The sequence below is a fragment of the Achromobacter sp. 2789STDY5608621 genome, assembly GCF_001299375.1.
GTDB lineage: Bacteria > Pseudomonadota > Gammaproteobacteria > Burkholderiales > Burkholderiaceae_B > Achromobacter > Achromobacter insuavis.
In genome coordinates this window covers 105021-127103 of the sequence record NZ_CYTU01000004.1, presented here as the reverse complement: position 1 = coordinate 127103, position 22083 = coordinate 105021, and the positions used below count along the sequence as shown (strand labels likewise).

The following is a 22083-nucleotide window of genomic DNA, read 5'->3' as shown; positions in this document are numbered from 1 at the left end:
CCTCGGTTCAGCGCGCGGCGTTGGCGCGGGCCACCATGGCGTCCAGCAGCACGTTGCAGCCGGCTTCCAGGTGCGCGGGCTGCGCGTCCTCGATTTCGTTGTGGCTGATGCCGTCCTTGCACGGCACGAAGATCATGGCGGTGGGCGCCACCGCGGCCATGTAGACGGCGTCGTGGCCGGCGCCGGTGACGATGTCCATCGCCGGCAGGCCGCGGCGCGCGGCGCCCTGGCGCACCTTTTCGATCAGGTCCGGATCGAACGGGGTGGGGCGGAAGTACTGCACGTCCTTCACTTCCACCTGCACGCCGTGCTTCTCGGCGATCTCGCGGCAGGCGTCGCGCCACAGCTGGTCCATGCGCGTGAGCGTGGCCTCGTCCTCATGGCGCAGGTCGGTGGTGAAGCGCACCTGGCCCGGGATCACGTTGCGCGAGCCGGGATGCGCGTGGATCTCGCCCACGGTGCCGCGCCCGTGCGGCTGGTGGGCGTTGGCGATGTTGACCACCGCCTGCAGCAGGTAGCTGGCGGCGAACAGCGCGTCGCGGCGGATGCCCATGGGCGTGGGGCCGGCGTGCATTTCCATGCCGGTCACGGTGACGTCGTACCAGCGCAGGCCGAGCGAGCCGGTCACCGCGCCGATCACTTTCTCTTCGTGTTCCAGGATCGGGCCCTGCTCGATGTGGGCCTCGAAGTAGGCATCCACCGGGCGGCCGCCGACCGGATCGGCGCCGGCGTAGCCGATGGCCTGCAGCTCGTCGCGCACCGCCAGGCCCTTGGCGTCGCGCGCGCTCAGCGCCGTCTCCAGCGAGAACTTGCCGGCGAACACGCCCGAGCCCATCATCACCGGCACGAAGCGCGAGCCTTCCTCGTTGGTCCAGATGGCCAGTTCCAGTGGCGCCTCGGTCTGCACGCCGGCGTCGTTCAGGGTGCGCATCACTTCGAGGCCGGCCAGCACGCCGAAGCAGCCGTCGAACTTGCCGCCAGTGGGCTGCGTGTCGATGTGGCTGCCGGTCATCACCGGCGCCAGCGCGTCGTTGCGGCCGGCGCGGCGGGCGAAGATATTGCCCACCTGGTCCACGCGGATCGTCAGGCCGGCGTCGCGCATCCAGCCGGTGACGAGGTCGCGGCCCTGGCCGTCGAGCGCGGTCAGGGCCAGGCGGCAGTTGCCGCCCTTGGGCGTGGCGCCGATCTCGGCCAGATCCATCAGGGATTGCCAGAGCCGGTTGCCGTTGACGGACAGGGATGAAGTCATGGTGGTCCTCGTTCGGTGTCAGTGGGTGGAGGCGGCGGCCTGGCGCGCCAGCGCCGCGTCGCGAATGGCGGTAAGGGTCTGGCCGGGGGCGATGCCGTCGGCGTCGTAGCGGATTTCCAGCAGCGCGGGGCGTTGTTCGCGCTCGGCGTAGGCCAGCGCGCGGTCGAACGCCGCGGCGAAATCCTCGGTGCGTTCGACGGCTTCGCCGTAGCCGCCGTAGCCGCGCACGATCTGGGTGAAATCGGGATTCTCGAAGTCCAGCGCGATCGGGCGGCCGGGGAACTCGCGTTCCTGGTGCGCGCGGATCGTGCCCCACATGCCGTTGTTGAACACCAGCACCACGATGCCCAGCCGGTACTGCTGGGCCACGCCCAGTTCCTGCAGATTCATCTGGAAGCAGCCGTCGCCGGCGTAGCAGACCACGGTCTTGCCGGGATGTTCGAGCTTGGCCGACACGGCCGCCGGCAGGCCGTAGCCCATCGACCCGACCGTCGGCGCCAGGCTGGTGCCCAGGCCGGTGAACTGGCGGTAGCGGTGCGGATACAGCGCGTAGTTGCCCGCGCCCACCGTGATGCAGGCGTCCGGCGCCAGGCGCTGGTTGACCAGCGCGGCCACGGCGTCCAGGCCCAGCGGGCCGGGCGAGGGCAGCGGCTTGAGCGAATCCAGGTATTCGGCGTGGGCCGCGCGCACCGCGGCGCCGCGCGGCGTGGCGTGGGCCGGTTGTAGCAGGGCAACCGCCTGCGCGAAGCCTGCGACGCTGGCGGCGATCGCCTGGGTCGGGGCATAGACGCGGCCCGGTTCCTGCGGATCGGGATGGACATGGATCAGCGCCTGTCGCGGCAAGGGGCTTTCGATAAGTTGGTAGCCCTCGGTGGTGGCTTCGCCCAGGCGCGTGCCCACCGCCAGGATCAGGTCGGCTGCCTGGATGCGGGCGCGCAGCGCCTCGGTCATGCCCCAGCCCATCTGGCCGGCGGCGTTGGGATGGCGCTGGTCGAAGCATTCGAGCCGGCGCCAGGCGGTGGCCACCGGCAGTTCGAAGCGTTCGGCGAAGGCGGCGATCTGCTGGATCGCGTCGGCATTCCAGCCGCTGCCGCCCAGCACCATCACGGGCCGCTCGGCCTGGTCGAGCAACTGGCGCAGGCGGTCCAGGTCGGGCTGGCCCGGGCTGGCGGCCACGCGCTGGTAGCGCGGCATGTCGGCCACCGTCGCCGTGCCCCACAGCGTGTCTTCCGGCAGCGCCAGCACCACCGGGCCGGGGCGGCCGCTGGTGGCGGTGGCGTAGGCGCGCGCCACGAATTCCGGGATGCGGTCGGTGCGGTCGATCTGCGCCACCCACTTGGCCATCTGGCCGAACATGCGGCGGTAGTCGATCTCCTGGAAGGCTTCGCGTTCGTAGAAGTCGTTGCCGACCTGGCCGACGAACAGGATCATCGGCGTCGAATCCTGGAACGCGGTGTGCACGCCGATGCTGGCGTTGGTGGCGCCCGGGCCGCGGGTGACGAAGCAGACGCCGGGCTCGCCCGTCAGCTTGCCATGGGCCTCGGCCATGTAGGCGGCGCCGCTTTCCTGGCGGCACACCACCGGCTCGATGGCGCCGCGATGCTCGTTCAGCGCGTCGATGCAGGGCAGGTAGCTCTCGCCCGGAATCATGAAGATGCGGCGCGTGCCGTGGATGCGCAGCTGCTGCATCAGGATCTGGCCGCCGTTGCGCGGCAGGGGGGATACAACCGTCATGCAAACACTCCCGGGATGGGCTGTCCGCGCCAGGCGCGGGCTTGGGGTTCGTGGCAAGGGGGGCGGTCGGCGCCGCCGGCGGGTTGGCGAGCGGGGCCTAGATGTCGGGGCGGATGCTCCCGTCGTCGTCGCCGAAGTCTTCCCTCAGGCGGGCCAGGATGCCGATCAGGTGCGCATGCATGGCATGGCGCGCGCGGATCGGATCGCGCGCCAGGATGGCGGTCAGGATGCGCTGGTGCTCGGCGTGGGCGACCGCCCACACCTTGGTGTTGACGAAGTAATCCTGCATGCGGCTGAACACCGGGCTGGCCAGGCTCAGGTTCCACAGGTGGGCCACCGAGGCCGCCAGCGCCGCGTTGCCGCAGGCGGCGGCGATGGCGCTGTGGAATTCCCGGTCGTGCCAGCCCGGCGCGTCGGTCAGCGACATGGCCTCGTGGGCCGCGCGGATGGCGGCGATCTGTGCCGGCGAGCCTTGTTGCGCGGCCAGCGCGGCGCATTCGGGTTCGATCAGCATGCGCGCCTCGAGCAGGTCGAAGGGGCCGATCTCGTCCTGCGGGGCCGCCGGCGCGGAGGCCGTGGCGGCGGGCGCGGCCTCGCGGGTGGCGGTGACGAACACGCCGGTGCCCACGCGCACTTCGACATAGCCTTCGATCTCCAGCGCAATCAGGGCTTCCCGGATCGAGGCCCGGCTGACCTGCAATTGCTCGGCCAGCTCGCGCTCGGACGGCAGGCGGCCGCCGCGCGGAAAATCGCCCGCGCGGATCCGTCCGGCGATCTGGTCGGCGATCATGCGATAGAGGCGGGTGACGGCAACGGCTTGGAAGGTGTTCATCGTGGACTTGCGGTACGTATGGTCTGGTGGTCAGGCCACCAATATAGGCAGCGTCTCCTTGAAATAAAAGTAAAAATCGCTTTATCAAGGGAAAACGATCAGAGGGATTCCCCCTCTTCCTATCCAGTGGTCAGGCCAGCTAGGCGACCCTTTTCCAAGCGCCGCGCTTTACAGTTTTCGAACAATTGCCGGACAAATTCATCGACGTCGTGACATGTTCCGGACCCGATAATCCCTGCGTCCCGGAAACCGGGAGGAGAGGGCGGGGCTTTGCGTACGCCATGACAGGGAGTGTGGCGTGCGACGGAATGGCAACGAGGCCTGGAAACCGGATCCATGGCGGGTCGGGATCGGCATGCTGGCGTTCGCGGCCGCCTGGCTCTGGCTGCTGGACCGGGCCGTGCTGGCCCCGCCGACCGACAACATCGAGCAACTCATCTGGGTACGCAGCCTGGAGTGGGGCTACTACAAGCATCCGCCGCTGCCGACCTGGCTGCTGTGGCCGGTGGCGCAACTGATGGGCGGGACCGCCTGGGCCACCTATGTCATGGGCGCGGCCTGTGCGCTGGGGGCGTTCGCGCTGATGTGGCGACTGCTGCGCGACATGCGCGGCGAGGCCCATGCCGCGACCGCCGCGCTGGCGGGCCTGTGCGTCACCTTCTATAACGGCCGGCTGTATTTCTACAACCACGAGATCGTCCTGATCCCGCTGGTGGCCGGCTGCGCGCTGGCTTGCTGGAAGGCCTACACGACCCGCAAGATCGGTTGGTGGATCGTGCTGGGCGGGTGCCTGGGGCTGGGCGCGCTGGCCAAATACCAGATCGCGGTCGCCGGGTTGGCGGTGCTGGTGTTCTGGTGCATCCGCAAGGCCTGGCGCGATCCCATGCACGTATTCGGCCTGCAGGTGGCGGGCCTGACCGCGCTGGCGGTGTTCGCGCCGCACCTGGTCTGGCTGATCCAGCACGATTTCGAGCCGTTGAACTACGCCATGTCATCGTCGCTGGCGGCCGGCCTGCCGTGGCTCGCGCGGGGGCATGAGGTCGCCCGCTGGTGGGCCGACCAATTGCTGAACCGGGCCCTGCCGGCCTGGCTGTTCCTGGCCGTGCTGTGGTTGCTGGGCCACCGCGAACGGCGGCGCCTTGCCGTCTCACTCAACGCGACTTCGACCGCAACCTCTACCGCCTGCCCCACCAGCGGCGACGCAGGGCGCACCCTGCTGCTGTCGTTCGGCCTGACGCCGCTGGTGTTCGTCAGCGTCTTGGCGCTGATCTCGGGATCGCACATCCAGCTGCATTGGGGCACGCCGTTCCTGCTGTTCATCGTGCCGGCCGCGATGGAATGGGCGCGCGCGGCCTGGAGCGAACCGTTCCGGCCGCGCCGGGCGATGCTGGTGTTCATCGTCATCCAGCTGATGTTGATGCTGCGGGTGGAGCTGACGGCGCCCAATGGCCTGGCGCTGCTGCGGCGTCCGACCGACTGGCGCTACTTCGATGCGCAGGCGCTGGCCGACGCGCTGCATGGCCGCGCCGTTGCCGCGCTGGGCGGGCCGGTCCGGGTCATTTCCGGTCCCTGGGAAGAATCGGGCGCGTTGTCGTTGCGGCTGCCCGAAAGGCCGCTGGTGCTGATCCACGGGCAACTGCGATTCAGTCCGTGGGTCGACGCCACCCTGGTGGCCGATTGCGGCGCGCTGGAGTTGAGCAAGGCGCGGGTGTCGCCCGAGGGGTTCGAGCCGGTGGGAGCGGGATTTCCCAATCTGCACTGGCGCGTCAGGCCGCCTGTCGCGGCTTGCGGCGCCGGCCCCGCGCGCTAGCGGGGGCCGGAAGCGACGCGGCAACGGCCACGCCGGCTGGGCCCTATGCGCCGTCGCTGTCCGGTTCGGGCGTCTGGGTGAAGGCCCGCACCAGGCGCGCGATGCCCTCCAGTTCGTCGTGCGCGCCGAGCGCCCATTCGGGTTTTTCGAAGGGGCTGTCCGACGGCGTGTTGTCCAGGTTGGCCTTCAGGTCGTCCAGCAGTTCCAGCGCCATGTCGGTGGCCTGGGGGCTGCCGCGGGTGGACAGGGCGATGGCGATCGCCATCGCCTGGCGCAGGGCGAGCAGGCGGCCGTCGAGTTCGGTTTCCACGAGGATGTCCTTGTAATGGAGGAATCCCGCCATTTTACGGGGCGCCGGCAGGCGCTGGCGCCCCGCGGATTCAGGCGCGATGCCTCAATGGGACGTCATCGCCTGGCGCAGGAACGCCAGGATGTCCGGCGTGACCCAGGTGCCCGCCAGCAGCTCGGGTTCCTGGGCCATGGCGTGGCGGAATTTCTCGTGCGTGGTAGGGTTGTCGCCCGCGTACGAACGGAACAGTTCCAGCCAGCGCCGCGCCAAGGCCCGCGACGCGGGCGCCTCGGGCGCCTCGCCGTTGGCGATGGCGCGATGCACCTGCGCCACCAGCGGCATCCATTCCTTCACGCGCTTGCCGTAGTGGGCGCGCAGATGGGCGATTTCATCGGCGTCCAGGTACTTTTCGTACAGGCGCATCTTGGTCTCGGCGAACGCCGCGACGATGAAGTCGATCATGGCCGGCGTGACGCCCTGGCCCTGCTGCAGCGCCGGTTCGCTACTGAACATATGGTCCAGCCGCGCCGCCAGTTCCGGGTTCGACGCCGTGTCGTGCTCGAGCTGCAGCATCCAGCGGCGCGCCAGGTCCTGGGCCCGTTCGTCGGCGGGCGCCATGCCCGCGGCAAGCGCGGCGGCGGCTTCGCGCGCCAGCGCGGCCCAGCGTTCCTGGACCCCGCTATCGGGAGCGAAGTAGGGCAGGGTGCGCAGTTCGTGGTCGGTAAAGTACTTGTCGTACATGGTCATCAGCTCCAAAGTTTGCAACCAGTCGGCAAGGTCGGGCGTGGCGCCGCTCGCGTGCTGCGTCCGCAGGCGCAGCAGCCGGTCGCGCAGCCTCGCGGTTTGCGCCAGCTGGTGTTCCAGCATGTGGATCTGCTGGTCGATCACGCCAGCCAGCGACACGTCCGGCCTTGCCAGGAGATCTCCGATGTCCGCCAGCGGCAGGCCCAGGCGACGCAGCGCCTGGATCTGGTGCAGCCGCGCGATGTCGTCGCGGTTGTACAAGCGGTAGCCGGCATCGGAGCGTACCGACGCGACCAGCAGCCCGATGCTGTCGTAGTGGTGCAGCGTGCGCACCGTGAGGCCGGCGCGCCTGGCCAATTCACCCACTTTCAACAACATGCAAAGCTCCTGTTCGAATCGTGACGGGACTGATGGTGGAACCTGACGCGACGTGAGGGTCAAGCGCCTTGCGCGCAAGCTTATCGCGGGTTGCGTCCCCGCTTGGAATGGGGCGGCGCGTTTGCGCAAGATCAAGGCGGGTGGGGCGGCACAGGCGAATAATTCGAGGTATGCAAGCCGCCCTACGCCCAGCCTCCGCCGACCCCGCGGCTTCCGCCGCCGAACCCTTCTTTCCGCCGCAGTTGCTGGCGCGCCTGGACAAGAACGGGCCACGCTACACCTCCTATCCCACGGCCGACCGCTATCACGGCGATTTTGGCGTCGAGCAATACCGCCAGGCCCTGCGCCAGCGCCGCGATTCCTGTACCACCGAGCCGCTGTCGCTCTACGTGCACATCCCGTTCTGCGATTCGGTCTGCTACTACTGCGCCTGTAACAAGGTCGTGACCCGCCATCACGACCGCGCCGCCCGCTACCTGGACGCGCTGGCGCGGGAAATCGCGCTGCACGTGGCCGAACTGGGCCCGGGCGTGCCGGTCTCGCAGCTGCATTTCGGCGGCGGCACGCCGACCTTCCTGTCCGACGAGGAACTCGACCGTCTGATGGCGGACCTGCGCGGCGCCTTCCGCTTCGAGCCCGACGCCGAAATCTCCATCGAGGTGGATCCCCGCACCGCCACGCCGCAGCGGCTGGAACGGCTGCGCAAGCTGGGCTTCAACCGGCTCAGTTTCGGGGTGCAGGATTTCGACGCCAAGGTGCAGGTGGCGGTCCATCGCGTGCAGTCTTTCGAGGACGTGCGCGACCTGATGCAAAGCGCCCGCGCGCTGGGCTACGCCTCGATCAACGTCGACCTGATCTACGGCCTGCCGCTGCAGACCACCGAATCGTTCGCCCGCACCATCGCACAGGTCAGCGCGCTGCGGCCCGACCGCATCGCGCTCTACGCCTACGCGCACCTGCCGGAACGCTTCAAGCCGCAGCGCCGCATCAATCCGCTGGACCTGCCCGACCGCGCCACGCGCGTCGGCCTCTTGAGCGCCGCCATCGAGGGCTTCCTCAAGCAGGGCTACACCTACATCGGCATGGACCATTTCGCGCTCAATACCGACGCCCTGGCCATCGCCAAGCAGCGCGGCGAGCTGCACCGCAATTTCCAGGGCTACAGCACCCAGCCCGATCGCGACCTGGTGGCGCTGGGCATATCGGCCATCGGCCGCATCGGCAATACCTACAGCCAGAACGCCAAGGACCTGGACGGCTACTACGCCGCCATCGAATCCGACCGCTTTGCCACCGAGAAGGGCCTGGCGCTCAGCGCCGACGACTTGGCGCGGCGGGAGGTCATCATGGACATCATGTGCCAGGGGCGGGTGGATTTCGCCCGGGTCGAGGCGCGCCATGGCCTGCGTTTCGGCGACTACTTCGGGCCGGAGCTGTCGCAGGTGGCCAACCTGGCCGAACTCGGCCTGGTCAACCTGCGGGCCGGCGAACTGCGCGTGACCGGCCTGGGCTGGTATTTCGTCAGGGCCGTGGCCATGGCGTTCGACGGCTATCTGCGCACGGTCAGCACCGGCGCCAGCTATTCGCGCATCATCTGAGGCGCGCGCCGCCTCGCCGTGAGGACGTGGCCGACCGCGTCGGCCACGTCGTTGTCTATTCGGCGAACTTTTCCCGCAGATACAAGGCCAGCGACAGATCATCCGACAGCTGCAGCTTGCGCATGGCGCGGCGCTTGTGGGTGCTGACGGTCTTCTTGCTGCGCTTGAGGCGCGTGGCGATCTGCGTGACCGACATGCCCTGGCTGATGTGGCGCAGGACTTCGACCTCGGACGTCGTCAGCAGGGCGTGCGGCGGCCGCGGCGACAGCGGCCGGATCTTGCCATCCTGCACCGACAGGAACGGGTTCTTCTTGCTGAGGACGCCGTGGATCATCTCGGGCAGCAGCAGCATGCCCCATTGCTTGGCCAGGTAGCCGTTGGCGCCGGCGCGGAAGGCGGCGTACTGGGTCTCCTGGCGGTTGCCAGCCGAGAACGTGATGATCGCAAGATTGGGGTGATAGCGCCGCAGCCGGCGCAGGTAGTTGACGCCGTCCCAGGGTTCCTGCGGCAGGTAGAAGTCGACCAGGGCGATGTCGCACGGCGTGGTCGCGAGCTTGTCGAGCAGCCGGCGCGCGGAGGTCTCCTGGTGGATGACGCGAAAGCCGGGACGGGCGTCGAGGTAGGCGCCCAGGCCCAGCGCCACCACCGGGTGATCGTCCAGGATGGCCACCCGGATGACGGGGGGCGGGCGTGACAGCAGCAGGTGCTTGCGGGAATTGGGGCGGTCACCTGCATCGGGGGATCGCGGCTCGGACGAGACGACGGTGTCCGGCGCTGAGGGAGTATTCATCTAGGCTCCACAGAATGGAAAGGCACACATCGGTGCGGAGAGGGGAGCGCCCGAGGGCGGGGCCGCGCACACGCCGTAACCAGTCCGAAATTCGAGTGCGAAGCTTATGGTCTTACGGCGCCATACAGACGAAAACTAAGCGAGAATCAGACAAAGCGACGCCGACGGTGGCGTCGCGCGACGTTAAATCGCGGCGCGCGATCGTTGTCCGCAAGGCATAAAATCGCAGGATTTCCGGGCCGGCCGTTGAACGGCCCATGGCGCAGGACTGGCAAGGCGGCGGACGGCGGATGTCCAAGAAAATTCTGGTGATCGGCAGGGACGGGCAGCTCGGCTTCGAGCTGCGGCGCAGCCTCGCGCCGCTGGGCGTGGTGACGGCGGTCGGGCGGACCGACTGCGACCTGACCTATCCCCTGCAGATCGCGCGGCTGGTGCGGCGCGAAAAGCCCGACGTCATCGTCAACGCTGCCGCCTACACCGCGGTTGAGCGAGCCGAGGAAGACGGGGTGCGCGCCATGCGCATCAATGCCGAGGCCGCGGGCGAACTGGCCGCGCTGGCGGCCGACCGCGGCGCGCTCATCGTCCACTATTCCTCCGACTACGTGTTCGACGGCGCCAAGGCGGGCAGCTACGACGAGCAGGACGCGCCCGCGCCGCTGAATGTCTATGGCCGCAGCAAACTGGCCGGCGAGCAGGCGGTGCGGGCGCTGAACCCGGCCCACCTGGTATTTCGAACGTCGTGGGTCTATGGCGTGTTCGGCAACAGCTTCCTGAAGACCATGCTGATGGCGCTGCGCCAGCCGGAAGCGCTGCGCGTGGTGAGCGACCAGCGCGGCGCGCCCACCGGCGCCGCGTATATCGCCGATGCCACCGCGCAGGTCCTGGCGCGCTATCTGGCGCGGCCGGCCGAGGCGGCGTTTCCCTTCGGCCTGTATCACCTGGCGGCCACCGGCGACGCCAGCTGGCACGAATACGCCTGCTTCATCGCGCAGCAGGCCCGGCGCGCGGGCCTGGCGGTGACGCTGACGCCGGGCGACATCCGGGCCGTGGCGTCCGACCAATACCCCACCTCGGCGCGCCGGCCCCTGAATTCACGCTTGGACAGCCGGCTGCTGGAGCGCACCTTCGGGCTGCGCGCGCCGCACTGGGAAGAGGGTGTGATGCACGCCCTGGCCGCGATCGCCGACAGCCGCAACCTGGCCTGACGGGCGCCACCGTCCCGTCATTCGCCGCCCGCGGGCCGGGTTCGCTCCGTCATCCGCCCCTTTTGTAGCGTAAATGTCACGAAATGGGCCCAAAGGGTGCTACAATCGGCAACGATAAGCACGCCATTTGTCCCGGCGCTGCGCACCGCAAGTCAATCCCGAAGGCCCGAGCACCATGTTTTTCCCGCTGGCACGAACTACGACCCGGAACTTTCGCCCTATGTCGCGTTAGTTTTTCGTGCGTCGGGTTTCACCGTGTCAGGTCAGCGGTAAGACTCAGCAAGACAACCAAATGAACGCGGCTACCAGCCGCGTTTGTCGTTTCTGAATTTCGTTTTTTCTCCCAAGAACCCCAGGAAGCACTCCCGATGGTACAGATCACATTGCCCGATGGTTCGCAGCGCCAATACCCGGGGCCGGTCACGGTCGCCGAAGTGGCGCAATCGATCGGCGCGGGATTGGCCAAAGCCGCCTTGGGCGGCCGCGTGACCTTTGACGGCGCCGACTCCACGCTGGTCGACACCAGCTACCGCATCGAGGGCGACGCCCGCCTGGCCATCGTGACTGCCAAGGACGCCGACGGCCTGGACATGATCCGCCATTCGACGGCCCACCTGCTGGCCTACGCCGTCAAGGAGCTGTTCCCGGATGCCCAGGTCACCATCGGCCCGGTGATCGACAACGGCTTCTACTACGACTTCTCGTACAAGCGCCCGTTCACGCCCGAAGACCTGACGGCCATCGAGAAGAAGATGGCCGAGCTGGCCAAGAAGGACGAGATCGTGACGCGCGAAGTCTGGTCGCGCGACGACGCCGTCGAGTTCTTCAAGGGCATCGGTGAAAAGTACAAGGCCGAGATCATCGCCTCGATTCCGTCGAACGAGCCGCTCAGCCTGTATCGCGAAGGCGAGTTCATCGACCTGTGCCGCGGCCCGCACGTGCCGTCCACGGGCAAGCTCAAGGTCTTCAAGCTGATGAAGGTGGCCGGCGCCTACTGGCGCGGCGACAGCAAGAACGAGATGCTTCAGCGCATCTACGGCACGGCCTGGGCCACCAAGGAAGAACAGGAAGCCTACCTGCACATGCTGGAAGAGGCCGAGCGCCGCGACCACCGCAAGATCGGCCGCGAACTCGACCTGTTCCACTTCCAGGACGAAGCGCCGGGCCTGATCTTCTGGCACCCCAAGGGCTGGGCCCTGTGGCAGCAGGTGGAGCAGTACATGCGCTCCGTCTACCGCGACAACGGCTACCAGGAAGTGAAGGCGCCGCAGATCCTCGACATCTCGCTCTGGAAGAAGACGGGCCACTGGGACAACTACCGTGAAAACATGTTCACGACGGAGTCCGAGAACCGCGTCTATGGCCTCAAGCCGATGAACTGCCCGGGCCACGTGCAGATCTTCAACGCCGGCCTGCACTCGTACCGCGAGCTGCCGCTGCGCTACGGCGAATTCGGCCAGTGCCACCGCAACGAACCGTCCGGCTCGCTGCACGGCATGATGCGCGTGCGCGGCTTCACGCAGGACGACGGCCACATCTTCTGTACCGAAGAACAGCTCCAGGACGAGTGCGCCGACTTCACGGCCCTGCTGCAGAAGGTCTACCGCGACTTCGGCTTCACCGAAGTGCTGTACAAGGTCGCCACGCGCCCTGAAAAGCGCATCGGCTCGGACGAGGTCTGGGACACGGCCGAACAGGCCCTGATGGAAAGCCTGCGCCGCACCGGCTGCGAATTCGAGATCTCCCCGGGAGAGGGCGCGTTCTACGGCCCCAAGGTCGAATACACGCTGAAGGACGCCATCGGCCGCCACTGGCAGTGCGGCACGATCCAGGTCGACTTCTCCATGCCCGTGCGCCTGGGCGCCGAGTACGTGGACCAGAACGACCAGCGCCGTCCGCCCGTGATGCTGCACCGCGCCATCCTGGGTTCGCTCGAGCGTTTCATCGGCATGTTGATCGAAAACCACGCCGGCGCGATGCCGCCCTGGCTGGCTCCGGTGCAGGCCGTGGTGTGCTGCATTTCCGAACCTTCGGCCGATTATGCGGCTGAAATCACGCAAAGCCTGAAAAAACAAGGCTTTAGAGTAGAGTCCGATTTGCGCGGTGAAAAAATCACTCGTAAAATTCGGGAGCACAGCCTGCAGAAGGTGCCGTACATCCTCGTCGTCGGCGACAAGGAGAAGCAAAACGGTACCGTCGCCGTACGCGGTCTGGGTGGTCTGGACCTCGGCGCCATCGCGTTCGACGACTTCGTCGCCCGCCTGTCCGAAGACGTATCCACCCGCCGCGACGTCAATCAACCCGATGGCAGCGCTGCTTAACATTTGTAGGAGCTTTCAACATCGCCACTGAAAAAGCCAATCGCATCAACGGTGAAATCCGCGTCCCCGAGGTGCGCCTGATAGGTCTGGACGGAGAACAGCTGGGCATCGTCAAGATTGCCGACGCGTTCCGTCTTTCCGAGCAAAACGACGTGGATCTGGTGGAAATCGCGCCGAACGCCGAACCGCCGGTCTGCCGTTTGATGGACTACGGTAAGTTCAAGTACCAAGAGCAGAAGCGCCAAGCCGAAGCTCGTTCGAAGCAGAAGGTCATCCAGGTCAAGGAAGTCAAATTCCGTCCGGCCACCGACGAGGGCGACTACCAGGTCAAGCTGCGCAACCTGCGCCGCTTCCTCGAGGAAGGCGACAAGGCCAAGGTGACGCTGCGGTTCCGTGGCCGTGAAATGGCCCACCAGGAACTGGGCATGCGGGTACTTGAGCGTGTGCGCGACGATCTGCTGGAATTGGCCCAGGTCGAAGCCATGCCGAAGCTCGAAGGCCGTCAGATGGTCATGGTGCTGGCGCCCAAGAAGAAGGCTGCCCCCGCGGGCAAGCCGGAATCGGCGGCTTAAAGCTCCTGCCGGCCTTCCTGCCCGGGAAGGCCTGGCCGCTCTTCCCCGCGACCCGCCGTCCAGCCCATGTTCGGCGGGTTCGCTTATTGGGCGGCTCTGCGCTACGATGTCATAGATAGCCGCCTTCCCGAAAGGGAAGGCGGCGTACGTTCGGGGTGTCGCGATGCATGTTTTGTTCGTTTTGGATCCCTTGCCGCTCTTGAAAGCGTACAAGGACAGTTCTGTCGCCATGATGCGCGCCCTGGTGGCGCGCGGCCATACGCTCAGCGTGGCCCTGCAGGGCGACCTGTACATCGAGACCGGCACGGTCAAGGCCGTCACCACGCCCATCGAGCTGGTGGAAGGCGCGGACCTGCACGGCCATGACTGGTGGCGCGAATCGGCGTCCCGCGACCTGCCGCTGGCCGATTTCGGCGCGGTGGTGATGCGCAAAGACCCGCCTTTCGACATGGAATACGTGTATTCCACCCACCTGCTCGAGTACGCCCAGGCGCAGGGCGCCAAGGTGTTCAACAGCGGCGCGGCGATCCGCAACCATCCCGAAAAGCTGGCCATCACCGAGATCAGCGAGTTCACCGCGCCGACGCTGGTGACGCGCAACATGGCGCGCCTGAAGGCGTTCCACGACACGCACCACGACGTCATCGTCAAGCCGCTGGACGGCATGGGCGGCACCGGCGTGTTCCGCCTGCAGCCCAAGGACCCGAACCTCAACGCCATCCTGGAAACGCTCACCGACAACGGCGCGCGCACCATCATGGCGCAGCGTTACATTCCCGAGATCGTCAAGGGCGACAAGCGCATCCTGCTGATCGGCGGTGAACCCGTGCCGTATTCGCTGGCGCGCATCCCGCTGGCCGGCGAAACCCGTGGCAACCTGGCCGCCGGCGGCCGGGGCGTGGCGCAGCCGCTGTCGCCGCGCGACCGCGAGATCGCCGAGGCCGTGGCCCCCAAGCTGGCCGCGCGCGGCCTGCTGCTGGTCGGCCTGGACGTCATCGGCGACTACGTCACCGAAGTCAATGTCACCAGCCCCACCTGTTTCGTGGAAATCGCCGAACAGACCGGCTTCGACGTGGCCGGCATGTTCGTGCAGGCGCTCGAGAAAGCGGTTGCCGCCGGCGCCGCGGCCTGATCTTCCTGGGACTTTGTCATGACCACGGGTATCGTCATCGTCGTGCATGCGCCCCTGGGCGCCGCCATGCGCGAATGCGCCAGCCACGTCATGGGCAACCTCGACGGCATGCTGGCGATCCACGACATCCAGCCCGAGGACCGGCCGGACGATCTGGCGCCGGCGGTGCTCAAGGACATCCTCGAGCAGGACCACGGCGGCGGCGTGCTGGTGCTGACCGATCTGATCGGCGCCACGCCCGCCAATATCTCCAAGCGGGCCGTGGCCGACGCCCAGGCGCAGGGCATCCAGTGCTGCGTGCTGGCGGGCCTGAACACGCCGATGCTGTTGCGCGCGCTGACCTACCGTAACCTTTCGCTGGCCGAGACCCGTGAAAAGGCGCTGGCGGGCGGGGTGCAAGGGGTATTGCGGGTAGACTGACGGACAGGAACTCGTCCGGTTATTTCGGCTAATATTTCAAGCCGACGAGCGGTTCGACAATTTGCTGCAATCACCAACTGCGGTGTGATGCCGTGGTCATAATATTCACTATGCCTAATACAGACATTGTCATCAGCAATAAACTGGGTTTGCATGCGCGGGCGGCCGCCAAACTGACGCAACTGGCGAGCAAGTTCTCGAGCGAGATCTTCATCTCGCGCGGCGCGCAGCGCGTGAACGCCAAGAGCATCATGGGGGTCATGATGCTGGCCGCCGGCCTGGGCGTGACGGTCAAGCTGGAGGCCTCGGGCAGCGATGCCGAGCAGGCGCTCTCCGAAATTGAAACTCTGTTCGATAGCAAATTCGGTGAACAGGAATAGCAGCGTTTCCGAATCCGCCGGCCCTGACGATGTCGGGGCCGGCATGTCCGCGGCCGGTGCCGCGGTTCAGGCGCATGACGGGGCTGGCTCTGCCAGCCCCGTTATTTGTTTGTACGGCAAGGGCGTGGCGCGCGGTTACGCCATCGGCCGCGCGGTGGTCATGGGCGCGGCGGCGCTGGAAGTCGCGCACTACCGCATTTCGCCCGAGGACGTGCCGGCCGAAAGCCGCCGCCTGACCGAGGCGCTGGCCTCGGCGCAGCAGGAACTGCGGCTGCTGGCCGATACCCTGCCGGCCGACGCGCCGCGCGAGCTGGGGGCCATGCTGAACGTGCACAGCCTGCTGCTGGGCGACCCGCTGCTGGCCGAGCAGACGCTGGCGCTGATCGCCGAGCGGCACTACAACGCCGAATGGGCGCTGACCACGCAGGGCCAGATTCTGGGCCAGCAGTTCGACGCCATGGAAGACGAGTACCTGCGCGAGCGCGGCGCCGATGTGCGCCAGGTGATCGAGCGGGTGCTGCACGTGCTGTCGGGCACCTCGGCCACCTTGCCGGACATGTCGCACATGGGCGGCGACGACGCGCTGGTGGTGGTGGCGCACGATATTTCGCCCGCCGACATGCTGCGCCTGCGCGGCGGCCGTTTCGCCGCCTTCGTCACCGACCTGGGCGGCCCGACCTCGCATACCGCCATCGTGGCGCGCAGCATGGGCGTGCCGGCGGTGGTGGCCATGGGCAATGTGCGCGAGCTGGTGCGCGACGGCGACATGCTGATCATCGACGGCGCCGCCGGCGCGGTGGTGGTCAACCCGTCGGACCGCATCCTGCAGGAATACCGCCGCCGCCAGGCCGTCTACGCCGACGAGCGCGCCGAGCTGAGCCTGCTGCGCGACGAGCCGTCGGTCACCCTGGACGGCATCGACATCGTCCTGCACGCCAACATCGAGCTGCCGGAAGAGGCGGCGCTGGCGCTGGCCTCCGGCGCGCACGGCATCGGCCTGTTCCGCAGCGAATTCCTGTTCATGGGGCGTCCGGACCTGCCGGGCGAGGAAGAACAATACGAGGCCTACGCGTCGGTCGTGAAGGTGATGGCGGGCCGTCCGGTCACCATCCGCACGCTCGACATCGGCTCGGACAAGACGCTGGACGGCGAGGCCACCGTGGCCACCAATCCGGCGCTGGGGCAGCGCGCCATCCGCTACTGCCTGGCGCGTCCGGAGATGTTCGCGACGCAGCTGCGCGCCATCCTGCGGGCCTCGGCCCATGGGCCGGTGCGCCTGCTGATCCCGATGATCGCCCACATGCACGAAGTGATGGCGACGCGGGCGGCCATCGAGTCCGCCCGGCGCGAACTGGATGCGCGCGGGCAGGCCTATGCGCCGCACATGGAAGTCGGCGCCATGGTCGAGGTGCCCGCCATCGCGATCGCCATCGAACCGTTCGCGCAGGCGCTGGACTTCCTGTCGATCGGCACCAATGACCTGATCCAGTACACCCTGGCCATCGACCGCGGCGACCACGACGTGGCGGCGCTGTACGATCCGCTGCATCCCGCGGTGCTGCGGCTGGTAGCCCACACCATCAACGCGGGCGAGCGGGCTGGCAAGCCGGTCGCGGTCTGCGGTGAAATGGCCGGCGATTCGCGCATGACGCGATTGCTGCTGGGGCTGGGCCTGACCGAGTTTTCCATGCATCCGCAGCAACTGCTGGACGTGAAGCGGGAAGTGCGGCGGGCCCACACCAATGCGCTGCGCGTGAAGGTGGCCAGCGCCCTGAACCGGGCCTTGCCCGTGGACCTGGACACGCTCGATCTGGCCTGATCGACGCCGGAGCCTGCCTCCGGCAAACGGAAAAGCCCGTCGCATGCGACGGGCTTTTTTTTGGGCCTGGTCGAAAAAAAGCCCCCTCTCCGAGGGGGCTTTCCGCATTCCCGCCCGGTGCCGGGCGGGAGGGCGACGGATCAGCTGTGGTAGGCCGATTCGCCGTGGCTGGTGACGTCCAGCCCTTCGCGTTCCTGGTCTTCCGGCACGCGCAGGCCGCACAGGGCGTTGGCGATCTTGTAGGCGATCCAGGCGACCACGCCGGACCAGACGATGGTCAGCAGCACGCCTTCGAGCTGCACCCACAGCTGGCCCAGGATCATGCCGGGTTCCGCCAGGCCCGGGCCGCCAAGGACCTGGGCGTTGAAGATGCCGGTCAGCAGGGCGCCGACAATGCCGCCCACGCCGTGCACGCCGAATACGTCCAGCGCGTCATCGGCGCGCAGCAGGCGCTTCAGGCCATTGACGCCCCACACGCAGACCACGCCGGCAATCACGCCGATGATCAGCGCGCCCACCGGGCCGACCAGGCCGGCCGCCGGGGTGATGCCCACCAGGCCGGCGATGGCGCCGGAGGCGGCGCCCAGCATCGAGGGCTTGCCCTTGATGGCCCATTCCGTGAACAGCCAGGCCAGCACGGCGCCAGCGGTGGCGATCATGGTGTTGAAGAAGGCCAGGGTGGCGTTCTCGTTGGCGGCCAGGGCGGAGCCGGCGTTGAAGCCGAACCAGCCCACCCACAGCAGGGCGGCGCCGACGAAGGTCATCGGCAGGTTGTGCGGCTGCATGGCTTCACGGCCGTAACCGACACGCTTGCCGACCACATAGGCGCCCACCAGGCCAGCCACGCCGGCGTTGATGTGCACCACCGTGCCGCCGGCGAAGTCCAGCGCGCCCTTGGCGTTGAGCAGGCCCGGCGCGGTTTCCGAGGCGAACCAGACCATGTGCGCGATGGGGATGTAGGCGAAGGTGAACCAGATCACCGTGAACACCAGCACCGCCGAGAAGCGGGCGCGTTCGGCGAAGCTGCCGACGATCAGCGCGCAGGTGATGCCTGCGAACGTGGCCTGGAACGAGGCGAACAGCAGCTCGGTCAGCGAGTTCGACATGGCGTACTTGCCGTCGGCCGGATTGAACATGCCGGAGAAGAAGGCGCGCGAGAGGCCGCCGAAGAACGCGTTGCCTTCGGTGAAGGCGAGCGAATAACCGTAGATGAACCAGAGGACCAGGCCCAGCACGAACGTGCACAACACTTGCAGCAGCACCGACAGCACGTTCTTGCTGCGTACCAGGCCGCCATAGAACATCGCCAGACCGGGTACGGCCATCATCAATACGAGGAGGGTAGAGACGAGCAACCAGGAGATATCTGCTTTATCCATTTTCAGGCTCCAATGAGTCTTTCTTATTTGTCTACAGCGCAGCTTCGCCGGCTTCACCCGTCCGGATGCGGATCACTTGTTCAAGGGGGGCGGCGAAGATCTTGCCGTCGCCGATCTTGCCGGTGCGGGCGGCTTGTTCGATGGCTTCGATGACCTGGTCGACCAGGTGGTCGGGCACGGCGGCCTCGACACGCAGCTTGGGCAGGAAGTCGACGGCGTATTCCGCGCCGCGATACAGCTCGGTGTGGCCTTTCTGGCGCCCGAACCCTTTCACTTCGGTAACGGTGAGGCCCTGGACGCCGATTCCGGATAGAGCCACCCGCACTTCGTCGAGCTTGAAGGGCTTGATGATGGCGATGATGAGTTTCATGGCATTTCCTCTCATGGTTGCACGTTGGCATCGTCAATCAAGCAAATTCCATGCCATGCAGGCCGGTGCCCGGAAAGCGGAAACGCAGGCGCGTTTGTTGTGCCTGGCTGCACCAATATAGTGCGTCATGCACCAAACGTCAGCCTCAAACCGGTGCATGACGGGGCGGAGTGAGGAATGCAACGGAATATGTTTCACCGCCGCCATTTGTTGCCAGTTGATGCCGGCGCGGTAGCCCTTTGTCGCGTTTGCCGGATGCATGGAGGCCTTGGACGCTTTCTGCCCGACAGGCCGCTGAACGTTGCTGGCCGGGCTTCGGGCGATGGCGGACGTGGGTGTCAGGCGATTGAAAGCGGTCCGGACAGACCGTCAAAACGGGGGCGGGGCGTGATACGAGGGTTTACACGCATAAGCTTGTTGCCAAAGGTAGGCTGAAGAAGAATCAAGTCCAGCTCATGGCGGTATCTGGGCCTGACCGGGCCGCGGCAAAAGACACCGGCGCCGCGGCTCTCTGAACGAAGACAAAAAGCAAGAAAGGAAAGAGGAATGATGACGATCCAACGCAAGACCTTTGCCGTGCTGGCGCTGACCGCCGCGCTGGCCGCCCTGGCCGGCTGCAACAAGAGCGACGAAAAGGCCGCGCCGCCCGCGGCATCGACCACGCCGGCGCCGTCGACCACCACGCCGGGCACGCCGCCCGCGGCCACCACGCCGCCGGCTTCCACGCCCGCGCCGTCCAGCTCGGCTCCGGCCGCCGGCGCCACCGCCGGCCTGCCCGCCGAATGCGATGCCTACCTGACCAAGGTCAGTGCATGCATGGACAAGCTCGGCGCATCCAATCCCGCGGCGGCCAGCTTCAAGCAGCAGCTCGACGCGGCCAAGACCCAGTGGGCCACGATCAGCGACAAGACGCAGCTGGCGGCCCAGTGCAAGCAATCGGCCGACCTGTTCGCGCAGTCGGCGACGCAGATGGGTTGCCAGTAACGATGTTGGTAGGGGGCTGCCCCCAAGGCGGCCCGGTTTTCTCCTGTGCTTTGATGGGCGGTCACCGCATGCGGCCCGCCCTTTTTTTTGCCCGCAGCCCGGCCTGTGGAAAGCACTACACTTGAGGCACCAAGAACATCGTGAGGCCGCTATGAACAATCGCACCCAGTGGATGGAAGACATCCAGAAGAACATTTCCGACCTGATCGCCCGCAGCCCCGCCGCGGACGTCGAGCGCAATGTCCGCGCCATGATGACGCAGGCGTTCTCGAAGCTCGACCTGGTCACGCGCGAGGAATTCGATGTGCAGGCCGATCTGCTGGCGCGCACGCGCGCCCGCGTCGACCAACTGGCCGCCACCGTCGAGCAGCTGGAGTCGCGGCTGTCCGCCCTGGATAAGTAATCCGCGCGGGACCTTTTTGCCACGGCCGCCTGCGCGGCCTTTTTTGTTTTCGCCATACTCGTCTTCGATTGTTATCGGAGACTGCCTTGACGCTAGCCGTAATCGCCAGCCGCACCCTTAGCGGCCTGCATGCCCACGCGGTGCGGGTCGAAACCCACCTGGGGCCGGGCCTGCCCAGCTTCAACGTGGTCGGCCTGCCCGACACCGAGGTGCGCGAAAGCCGCGAGCGGGTGCGCGCGGCCATCATCAACAGCGGCTTCAATTTCCCCGCGGGCCGCATCACGGTCAACCTGTCTCCCGCCGATATTCCCAAGGAGTCGGGCCGCTTCGACCTGCCGATTGCCGTGGGCCTGCTGCTGGCGGCGGGGCAGTTGGCGCCGCCGGGCGAGGGCGCGGCGACAGCGGGCGCCGCCGTCGAGACCGCGCCGGATCCGTTGCTGGCCGGCCTGGTGCTCGCCGGGGAGCTGTCACTGACCGGCGCGCTGGTGCCGGTCGCGGCCGCCCTGGTGATCGCGCTGAGCGTGGCGCGCGAGTCGCCCGGCGCCACCCTGATCCTGCCCGCCGGCAGCGCCGGGCAGGCGGCCTGGGTCGAGGGGCTGCGGGTGTTGTCGGCGCGCAGCCTGGCGGACGTGGCGGCGCATGTGGCGGGCCATTGCCGTCTGCCGGACGCGTTGCCCGACGCCTGGCCCGAGGCGCCGCCGATGCCCTGCCTGGCGGACGTGCGCGGGCAACCCGGGGCGCGGCGCGCGCTGGAGGTCGCGGCGGCGGGCGGTCACAGTCTCTTGATGGTGGGGCCGCCCGGGGCCGGCAAGAGCATGCTGGCCGCGCGCCTGCCGGGTTTGCTGCCGCCGCTGGCGCGCACGCAGGCGCTCGAGGTCGCGGCCCTGGCCGCGCTGGCGGGCGCGCCGCCGGTACGGATGGGCACGCCGCCGTTCCGCTCGCCGCATCACTCGGCGTCCGCCATCGCCCTGGTGGGCGGCGGCGGCCGGCCGCGACCGGGGGAGATCAGCCTGGCCCATCATGGGGTGCTTTTTCTCGACGAACTGCCGGAATTCAGCCGGCGCACGCTGGAGGCGCTGCGCGAGCCGCTGGAGACGGGCAGGGTGGTCATTGCCCGGGCGCTGCAGACGGCGCAGTTTCCCGCCCGCTTCCAGCTGGTGGCCGCGATGAACCCGTGCCCTTGCGGCTGGCGCGGTCATCCGCGCCGGGCCTGCCAGTGCACGCCCGACCAGGTGGCGCGCTACGCCGGCAAGGTCTCGGGGCCGCTGCTCGACCGGATCGACCTGCACGTGGCGTTGCCGCCGACCGACCTGGAAAGCCTGCAGGGGCCGCCAGGCGAGGCGTCCGAGCCCGTCAGGGCGCGCGTGGCGCGTTGCCGCGAACGCCAGCTGGCGCGCCAGGGCAAGCCGAATGCGGCGCTGGCCGGCGCCGAGCTCGAGCGCCACTGCCCGCTGCAACCGCCGGCCCGCGACCTGTTGCTGCAGGCGATGCGCCGGCTGGCGGGCTCGGGCCGGGCCATGCACCGCGCCTTGCGGGTCGCGCGGACCATCGCCGATCTGGAGCAGGCGGACGGGCTGGAGGCGCATCACGTGGCGCAGGCGGTGCAGTACCGCCGCCCAGGGGCATAATGCGGGGCGCAGGCCGTTGCCGTCAGTCGGGCGGACGGGTTCTGTC

21 protein-coding genes are annotated in these 22083 nt (G+C 67.7%); 12 read left to right on the top strand and 9 right to left on the bottom strand.

The window, feature by feature from the left end:
• Positions 1-7: 7 nt before the first annotated feature.
• From AOZ53_RS06450 to AOZ53_RS06440, 3 genes are all read right to left on the bottom strand, one after another.
• Complete coding sequence (locus AOZ53_RS06450) at positions 8-1249, bottom strand: Zn-dependent hydrolase (protein ID WP_054487300.1); 1242 nt, start codon at positions 1247-1249, stop codon at positions 8-10.
• Between the two features lie 18 nt (positions 1250-1267).
• Positions 1268-2983: a thiamine pyrophosphate-binding protein gene (locus tag AOZ53_RS06445; protein WP_054432366.1), complete on the bottom strand. Its 1716-nt coding sequence runs from the start codon at positions 2981-2983 to the stop codon at positions 1268-1270.
• A gap of 97 nt (positions 2984-3080) precedes the next feature.
• The gene (locus tag AOZ53_RS06440; RefSeq protein ID WP_054487298.1) at positions 3081-3815 is read right to left on the bottom strand and encodes a FadR/GntR family transcriptional regulator; all 735 of its coding nucleotides are present in this window, start codon (positions 3813-3815) and stop codon (positions 3081-3083) included.
• Positions 3816-4113: 298 nt separating this feature from the next.
• Here AOZ53_RS06440 and AOZ53_RS06435 point away from each other — a divergent pair, with 298 nt between their 5' ends.
• Positions 4114-5625: a glycosyltransferase family 39 protein gene (locus tag AOZ53_RS06435; RefSeq protein WP_231689928.1), complete on the top strand. Its 1512-nt coding sequence runs from the start codon at positions 4114-4116 to the stop codon at positions 5623-5625.
• A 43-nt stretch (positions 5626-5668) separates the two neighbouring features.
• On the opposite strand, the gene AOZ53_RS06430 is transcribed toward AOZ53_RS06435, so the two are convergent.
• A complete protein-coding gene (locus AOZ53_RS06430) occupies positions 5669-5968 on the bottom strand; it encodes a hypothetical protein (RefSeq protein ID WP_231689927.1) in 300 nt (99 codons plus the stop codon).
• A gap of 51 nt (positions 5969-6019) precedes the next feature.
• On the bottom strand, positions 6020-7036 hold the full coding sequence (locus AOZ53_RS06425; RefSeq protein WP_054487296.1) for a MerR family transcriptional regulator: 1017 nt from the start codon (positions 7034-7036) through the stop codon (positions 6020-6022).
• Positions 7037-7206: 170 nt separating this feature from the next.
• On the opposite strand from AOZ53_RS06425, the gene hemN reads away from it, so the two are divergent.
• The gene (gene hemN / locus AOZ53_RS06420; RefSeq protein ID WP_180180144.1) at positions 7207-8634 is read left to right on the top strand and encodes an oxygen-independent coproporphyrinogen III oxidase; all 1428 of its coding nucleotides are present in this window, start codon (positions 7207-7209) and stop codon (positions 8632-8634) included.
• Positions 8635-8689: 55 nt separating this feature from the next.
• Here the strand turns inward: hemN and AOZ53_RS06415 are convergent, their stop codons facing one another.
• Positions 8690-9424 carry a response regulator transcription factor gene (locus AOZ53_RS06415; RefSeq protein WP_054432362.1) on the bottom strand — a complete coding sequence of 245 codons (735 nt, stop codon included), beginning with the start codon at positions 9422-9424 and terminating at the stop codon, positions 8690-8692.
• 290 nt (positions 9425-9714) lie between these two features.
• Here AOZ53_RS06415 and rfbD point away from each other — a divergent pair, with 290 nt between their 5' ends.
• The 7 genes from rfbD to ptsP all read left to right on the top strand — a co-directional run bounded on the left by rfbD (position 9715) and on the right by ptsP (position 17273).
• A complete protein-coding gene (gene rfbD, locus AOZ53_RS06410) occupies positions 9715-10629 on the top strand; it encodes a dTDP-4-dehydrorhamnose reductase (protein ID WP_054432489.1) in 915 nt (304 codons plus the stop codon).
• 368 nt (positions 10630-10997) lie between these two features.
• A complete protein-coding gene (gene thrS, locus AOZ53_RS06405) occupies positions 10998-12950 on the top strand; it encodes a threonine--tRNA ligase (RefSeq protein WP_054432361.1) in 1953 nt (650 codons plus the stop codon).
• Positions 12951-12970: 20 nt separating this feature from the next.
• On the top strand, positions 12971-13522 hold the full coding sequence (gene infC / locus AOZ53_RS06400) for a translation initiation factor IF-3 (RefSeq protein ID WP_076410237.1): 552 nt from the start codon (positions 12971-12973) through the stop codon (positions 13520-13522).
• Between the two features lie 163 nt (positions 13523-13685).
• On the top strand, positions 13686-14654 hold the full coding sequence (gshB, locus tag AOZ53_RS06395; RefSeq protein ID WP_054487294.1) for a glutathione synthase: 969 nt from the start codon (positions 13686-13688) through the stop codon (positions 14652-14654).
• An 18-nt stretch (positions 14655-14672) separates the two neighbouring features.
• Positions 14673-15074: a PTS sugar transporter subunit IIA gene (locus AOZ53_RS06390; RefSeq protein ID WP_054432359.1), complete on the top strand. Its 402-nt coding sequence runs from the start codon at positions 14673-14675 to the stop codon at positions 15072-15074.
• Between the two features lie 110 nt (positions 15075-15184).
• The gene (locus tag AOZ53_RS06385; RefSeq protein WP_006387993.1) at positions 15185-15454 is read left to right on the top strand and encodes an HPr family phosphocarrier protein; all 270 of its coding nucleotides are present in this window, start codon (positions 15185-15187) and stop codon (positions 15452-15454) included.
• 43 nt (positions 15455-15497) lie between these two features.
• Positions 15498-17273: a phosphoenolpyruvate--protein phosphotransferase gene (ptsP, locus tag AOZ53_RS06380; RefSeq protein WP_054432358.1), complete on the top strand. Its 1776-nt coding sequence runs from the start codon at positions 15498-15500 to the stop codon at positions 17271-17273.
• A gap of 140 nt (positions 17274-17413) precedes the next feature.
• Here the strand turns inward: ptsP and amt are convergent, their stop codons facing one another.
• The 3 genes from amt to AOZ53_RS34665 are packed head-to-tail and all read right to left on the bottom strand — an operon-like array spanning position 17414 to position 19283.
• Entirely contained in the window at positions 17414-18652 is a 1239-nt protein-coding gene (gene amt, locus AOZ53_RS06375) for an ammonium transporter (protein ID WP_054432357.1), read from the bottom strand.
• A 31-nt stretch (positions 18653-18683) separates the two neighbouring features.
• A complete protein-coding gene (locus AOZ53_RS06370) occupies positions 18684-19022 on the bottom strand; it encodes a P-II family nitrogen regulator (RefSeq protein ID WP_006218735.1) in 339 nt (112 codons plus the stop codon).
• Positions 19023-19055: 33 nt separating this feature from the next.
• Positions 19056-19283 (bottom strand): hypothetical protein, encoded by a 228-nt coding sequence (locus tag AOZ53_RS34665; protein ID WP_197286454.1) that lies wholly within the window; start codon positions 19281-19283, stop codon positions 19056-19058.
• A gap of 285 nt (positions 19284-19568) precedes the next feature.
• Between AOZ53_RS34665 and AOZ53_RS06365 the strand changes: the two genes are divergently transcribed.
• The 3 genes from AOZ53_RS06365 (at position 19569) to AOZ53_RS06355 (ending at position 22037) form a co-directional block, all read left to right on the top strand.
• Positions 19569-20006, top strand: a complete 438-nt coding sequence (locus AOZ53_RS06365) for a DUF5339 family protein (RefSeq protein ID WP_054432356.1) — start codon at positions 19569-19571, stop codon at positions 20004-20006.
• A gap of 151 nt (positions 20007-20157) precedes the next feature.
• Positions 20158-20409 (top strand): accessory factor UbiK family protein, encoded by a 252-nt coding sequence (locus AOZ53_RS06360; RefSeq protein WP_006394062.1) that lies wholly within the window; start codon positions 20158-20160, stop codon positions 20407-20409.
• An 86-nt stretch (positions 20410-20495) separates the two neighbouring features.
• Positions 20496-22037 carry a YifB family Mg chelatase-like AAA ATPase gene (locus AOZ53_RS06355; protein WP_054487292.1) on the top strand — a complete coding sequence of 514 codons (1542 nt, stop codon included), beginning with the start codon at positions 20496-20498 and terminating at the stop codon, positions 22035-22037.
• Positions 22038-22083 lie beyond the last annotated feature (46 nt).

What these genes read in the sequence shown, in the direction of transcription:
- AOZ53_RS06430 (WP_231689927.1), bottom strand. Translation starts at nt 5,968, where the DNA reads ATGGCGGGATTCCTCCATTACAAGGACATCCTCGTGGAAACCGAACTC.
- thrS (WP_054432361.1), top strand. Translation starts at nt 10,998, where the DNA reads ATGGTACAGATCACATTGCCCGATGGTTCGCAGCGCCAATACCCGGGG.
- AOZ53_RS06425 (WP_054487296.1), bottom strand. Translation starts at nt 7,036, where the DNA reads ATGTTGTTGAAAGTGGGTGAATTGGCCAGGCGCGCCGGCCTCACGGTG.
- AOZ53_RS06390 (WP_054432359.1), top strand. Translation starts at nt 14,673, where the DNA reads ATGACCACGGGTATCGTCATCGTCGTGCATGCGCCCCTGGGCGCCGCC.
- AOZ53_RS06370 (WP_006218735.1), bottom strand. Translation starts at nt 19,022, where the DNA reads ATGAAACTCATCATCGCCATCATCAAGCCCTTCAAGCTCGACGAAGTG.
- AOZ53_RS06365 (WP_054432356.1), top strand. Translation starts at nt 19,569, where the DNA reads ATGATGACGATCCAACGCAAGACCTTTGCCGTGCTGGCGCTGACCGCC.
- amt (WP_054432357.1), bottom strand. Translation starts at nt 18,652, where the DNA reads ATGGATAAAGCAGATATCTCCTGGTTGCTCGTCTCTACCCTCCTCGTA.
- rfbD (WP_054432489.1), top strand. Translation starts at nt 9,715, where the DNA reads ATGTCCAAGAAAATTCTGGTGATCGGCAGGGACGGGCAGCTCGGCTTC.
- gshB (WP_054487294.1), top strand. Translation starts at nt 13,686, where the DNA reads ATGCATGTTTTGTTCGTTTTGGATCCCTTGCCGCTCTTGAAAGCGTAC.
- AOZ53_RS06440 (WP_054487298.1), bottom strand. Translation starts at nt 3,815, where the DNA reads ATGAACACCTTCCAAGCCGTTGCCGTCACCCGCCTCTATCGCATGATC.
- ptsP (WP_054432358.1), top strand. Translation starts at nt 15,498, where the DNA reads ATGTCCGCGGCCGGTGCCGCGGTTCAGGCGCATGACGGGGCTGGCTCT.
- AOZ53_RS06360 (WP_006394062.1), top strand. Translation starts at nt 20,158, where the DNA reads ATGAACAATCGCACCCAGTGGATGGAAGACATCCAGAAGAACATTTCC.
- AOZ53_RS06445 (WP_054432366.1), bottom strand. Translation starts at nt 2,983, where the DNA reads ATGACGGTTGTATCCCCCCTGCCGCGCAACGGCGGCCAGATCCTGATG.
- hemN (WP_180180144.1), top strand. Translation starts at nt 7,207, where the DNA reads ATGCAAGCCGCCCTACGCCCAGCCTCCGCCGACCCCGCGGCTTCCGCC.
- AOZ53_RS34665 (WP_197286454.1), bottom strand. Translation starts at nt 19,283, where the DNA reads ATGCATCCGGCAAACGCGACAAAGGGCTACCGCGCCGGCATCAACTGG.
- AOZ53_RS06415 (WP_054432362.1), bottom strand. Translation starts at nt 9,424, where the DNA reads ATGAATACTCCCTCAGCGCCGGACACCGTCGTCTCGTCCGAGCCGCGA.
- AOZ53_RS06450 (WP_054487300.1), bottom strand. Translation starts at nt 1,249, where the DNA reads ATGACTTCATCCCTGTCCGTCAACGGCAACCGGCTCTGGCAATCCCTG.
- AOZ53_RS06385 (WP_006387993.1), top strand. Translation starts at nt 15,185, where the DNA reads ATGCCTAATACAGACATTGTCATCAGCAATAAACTGGGTTTGCATGCG.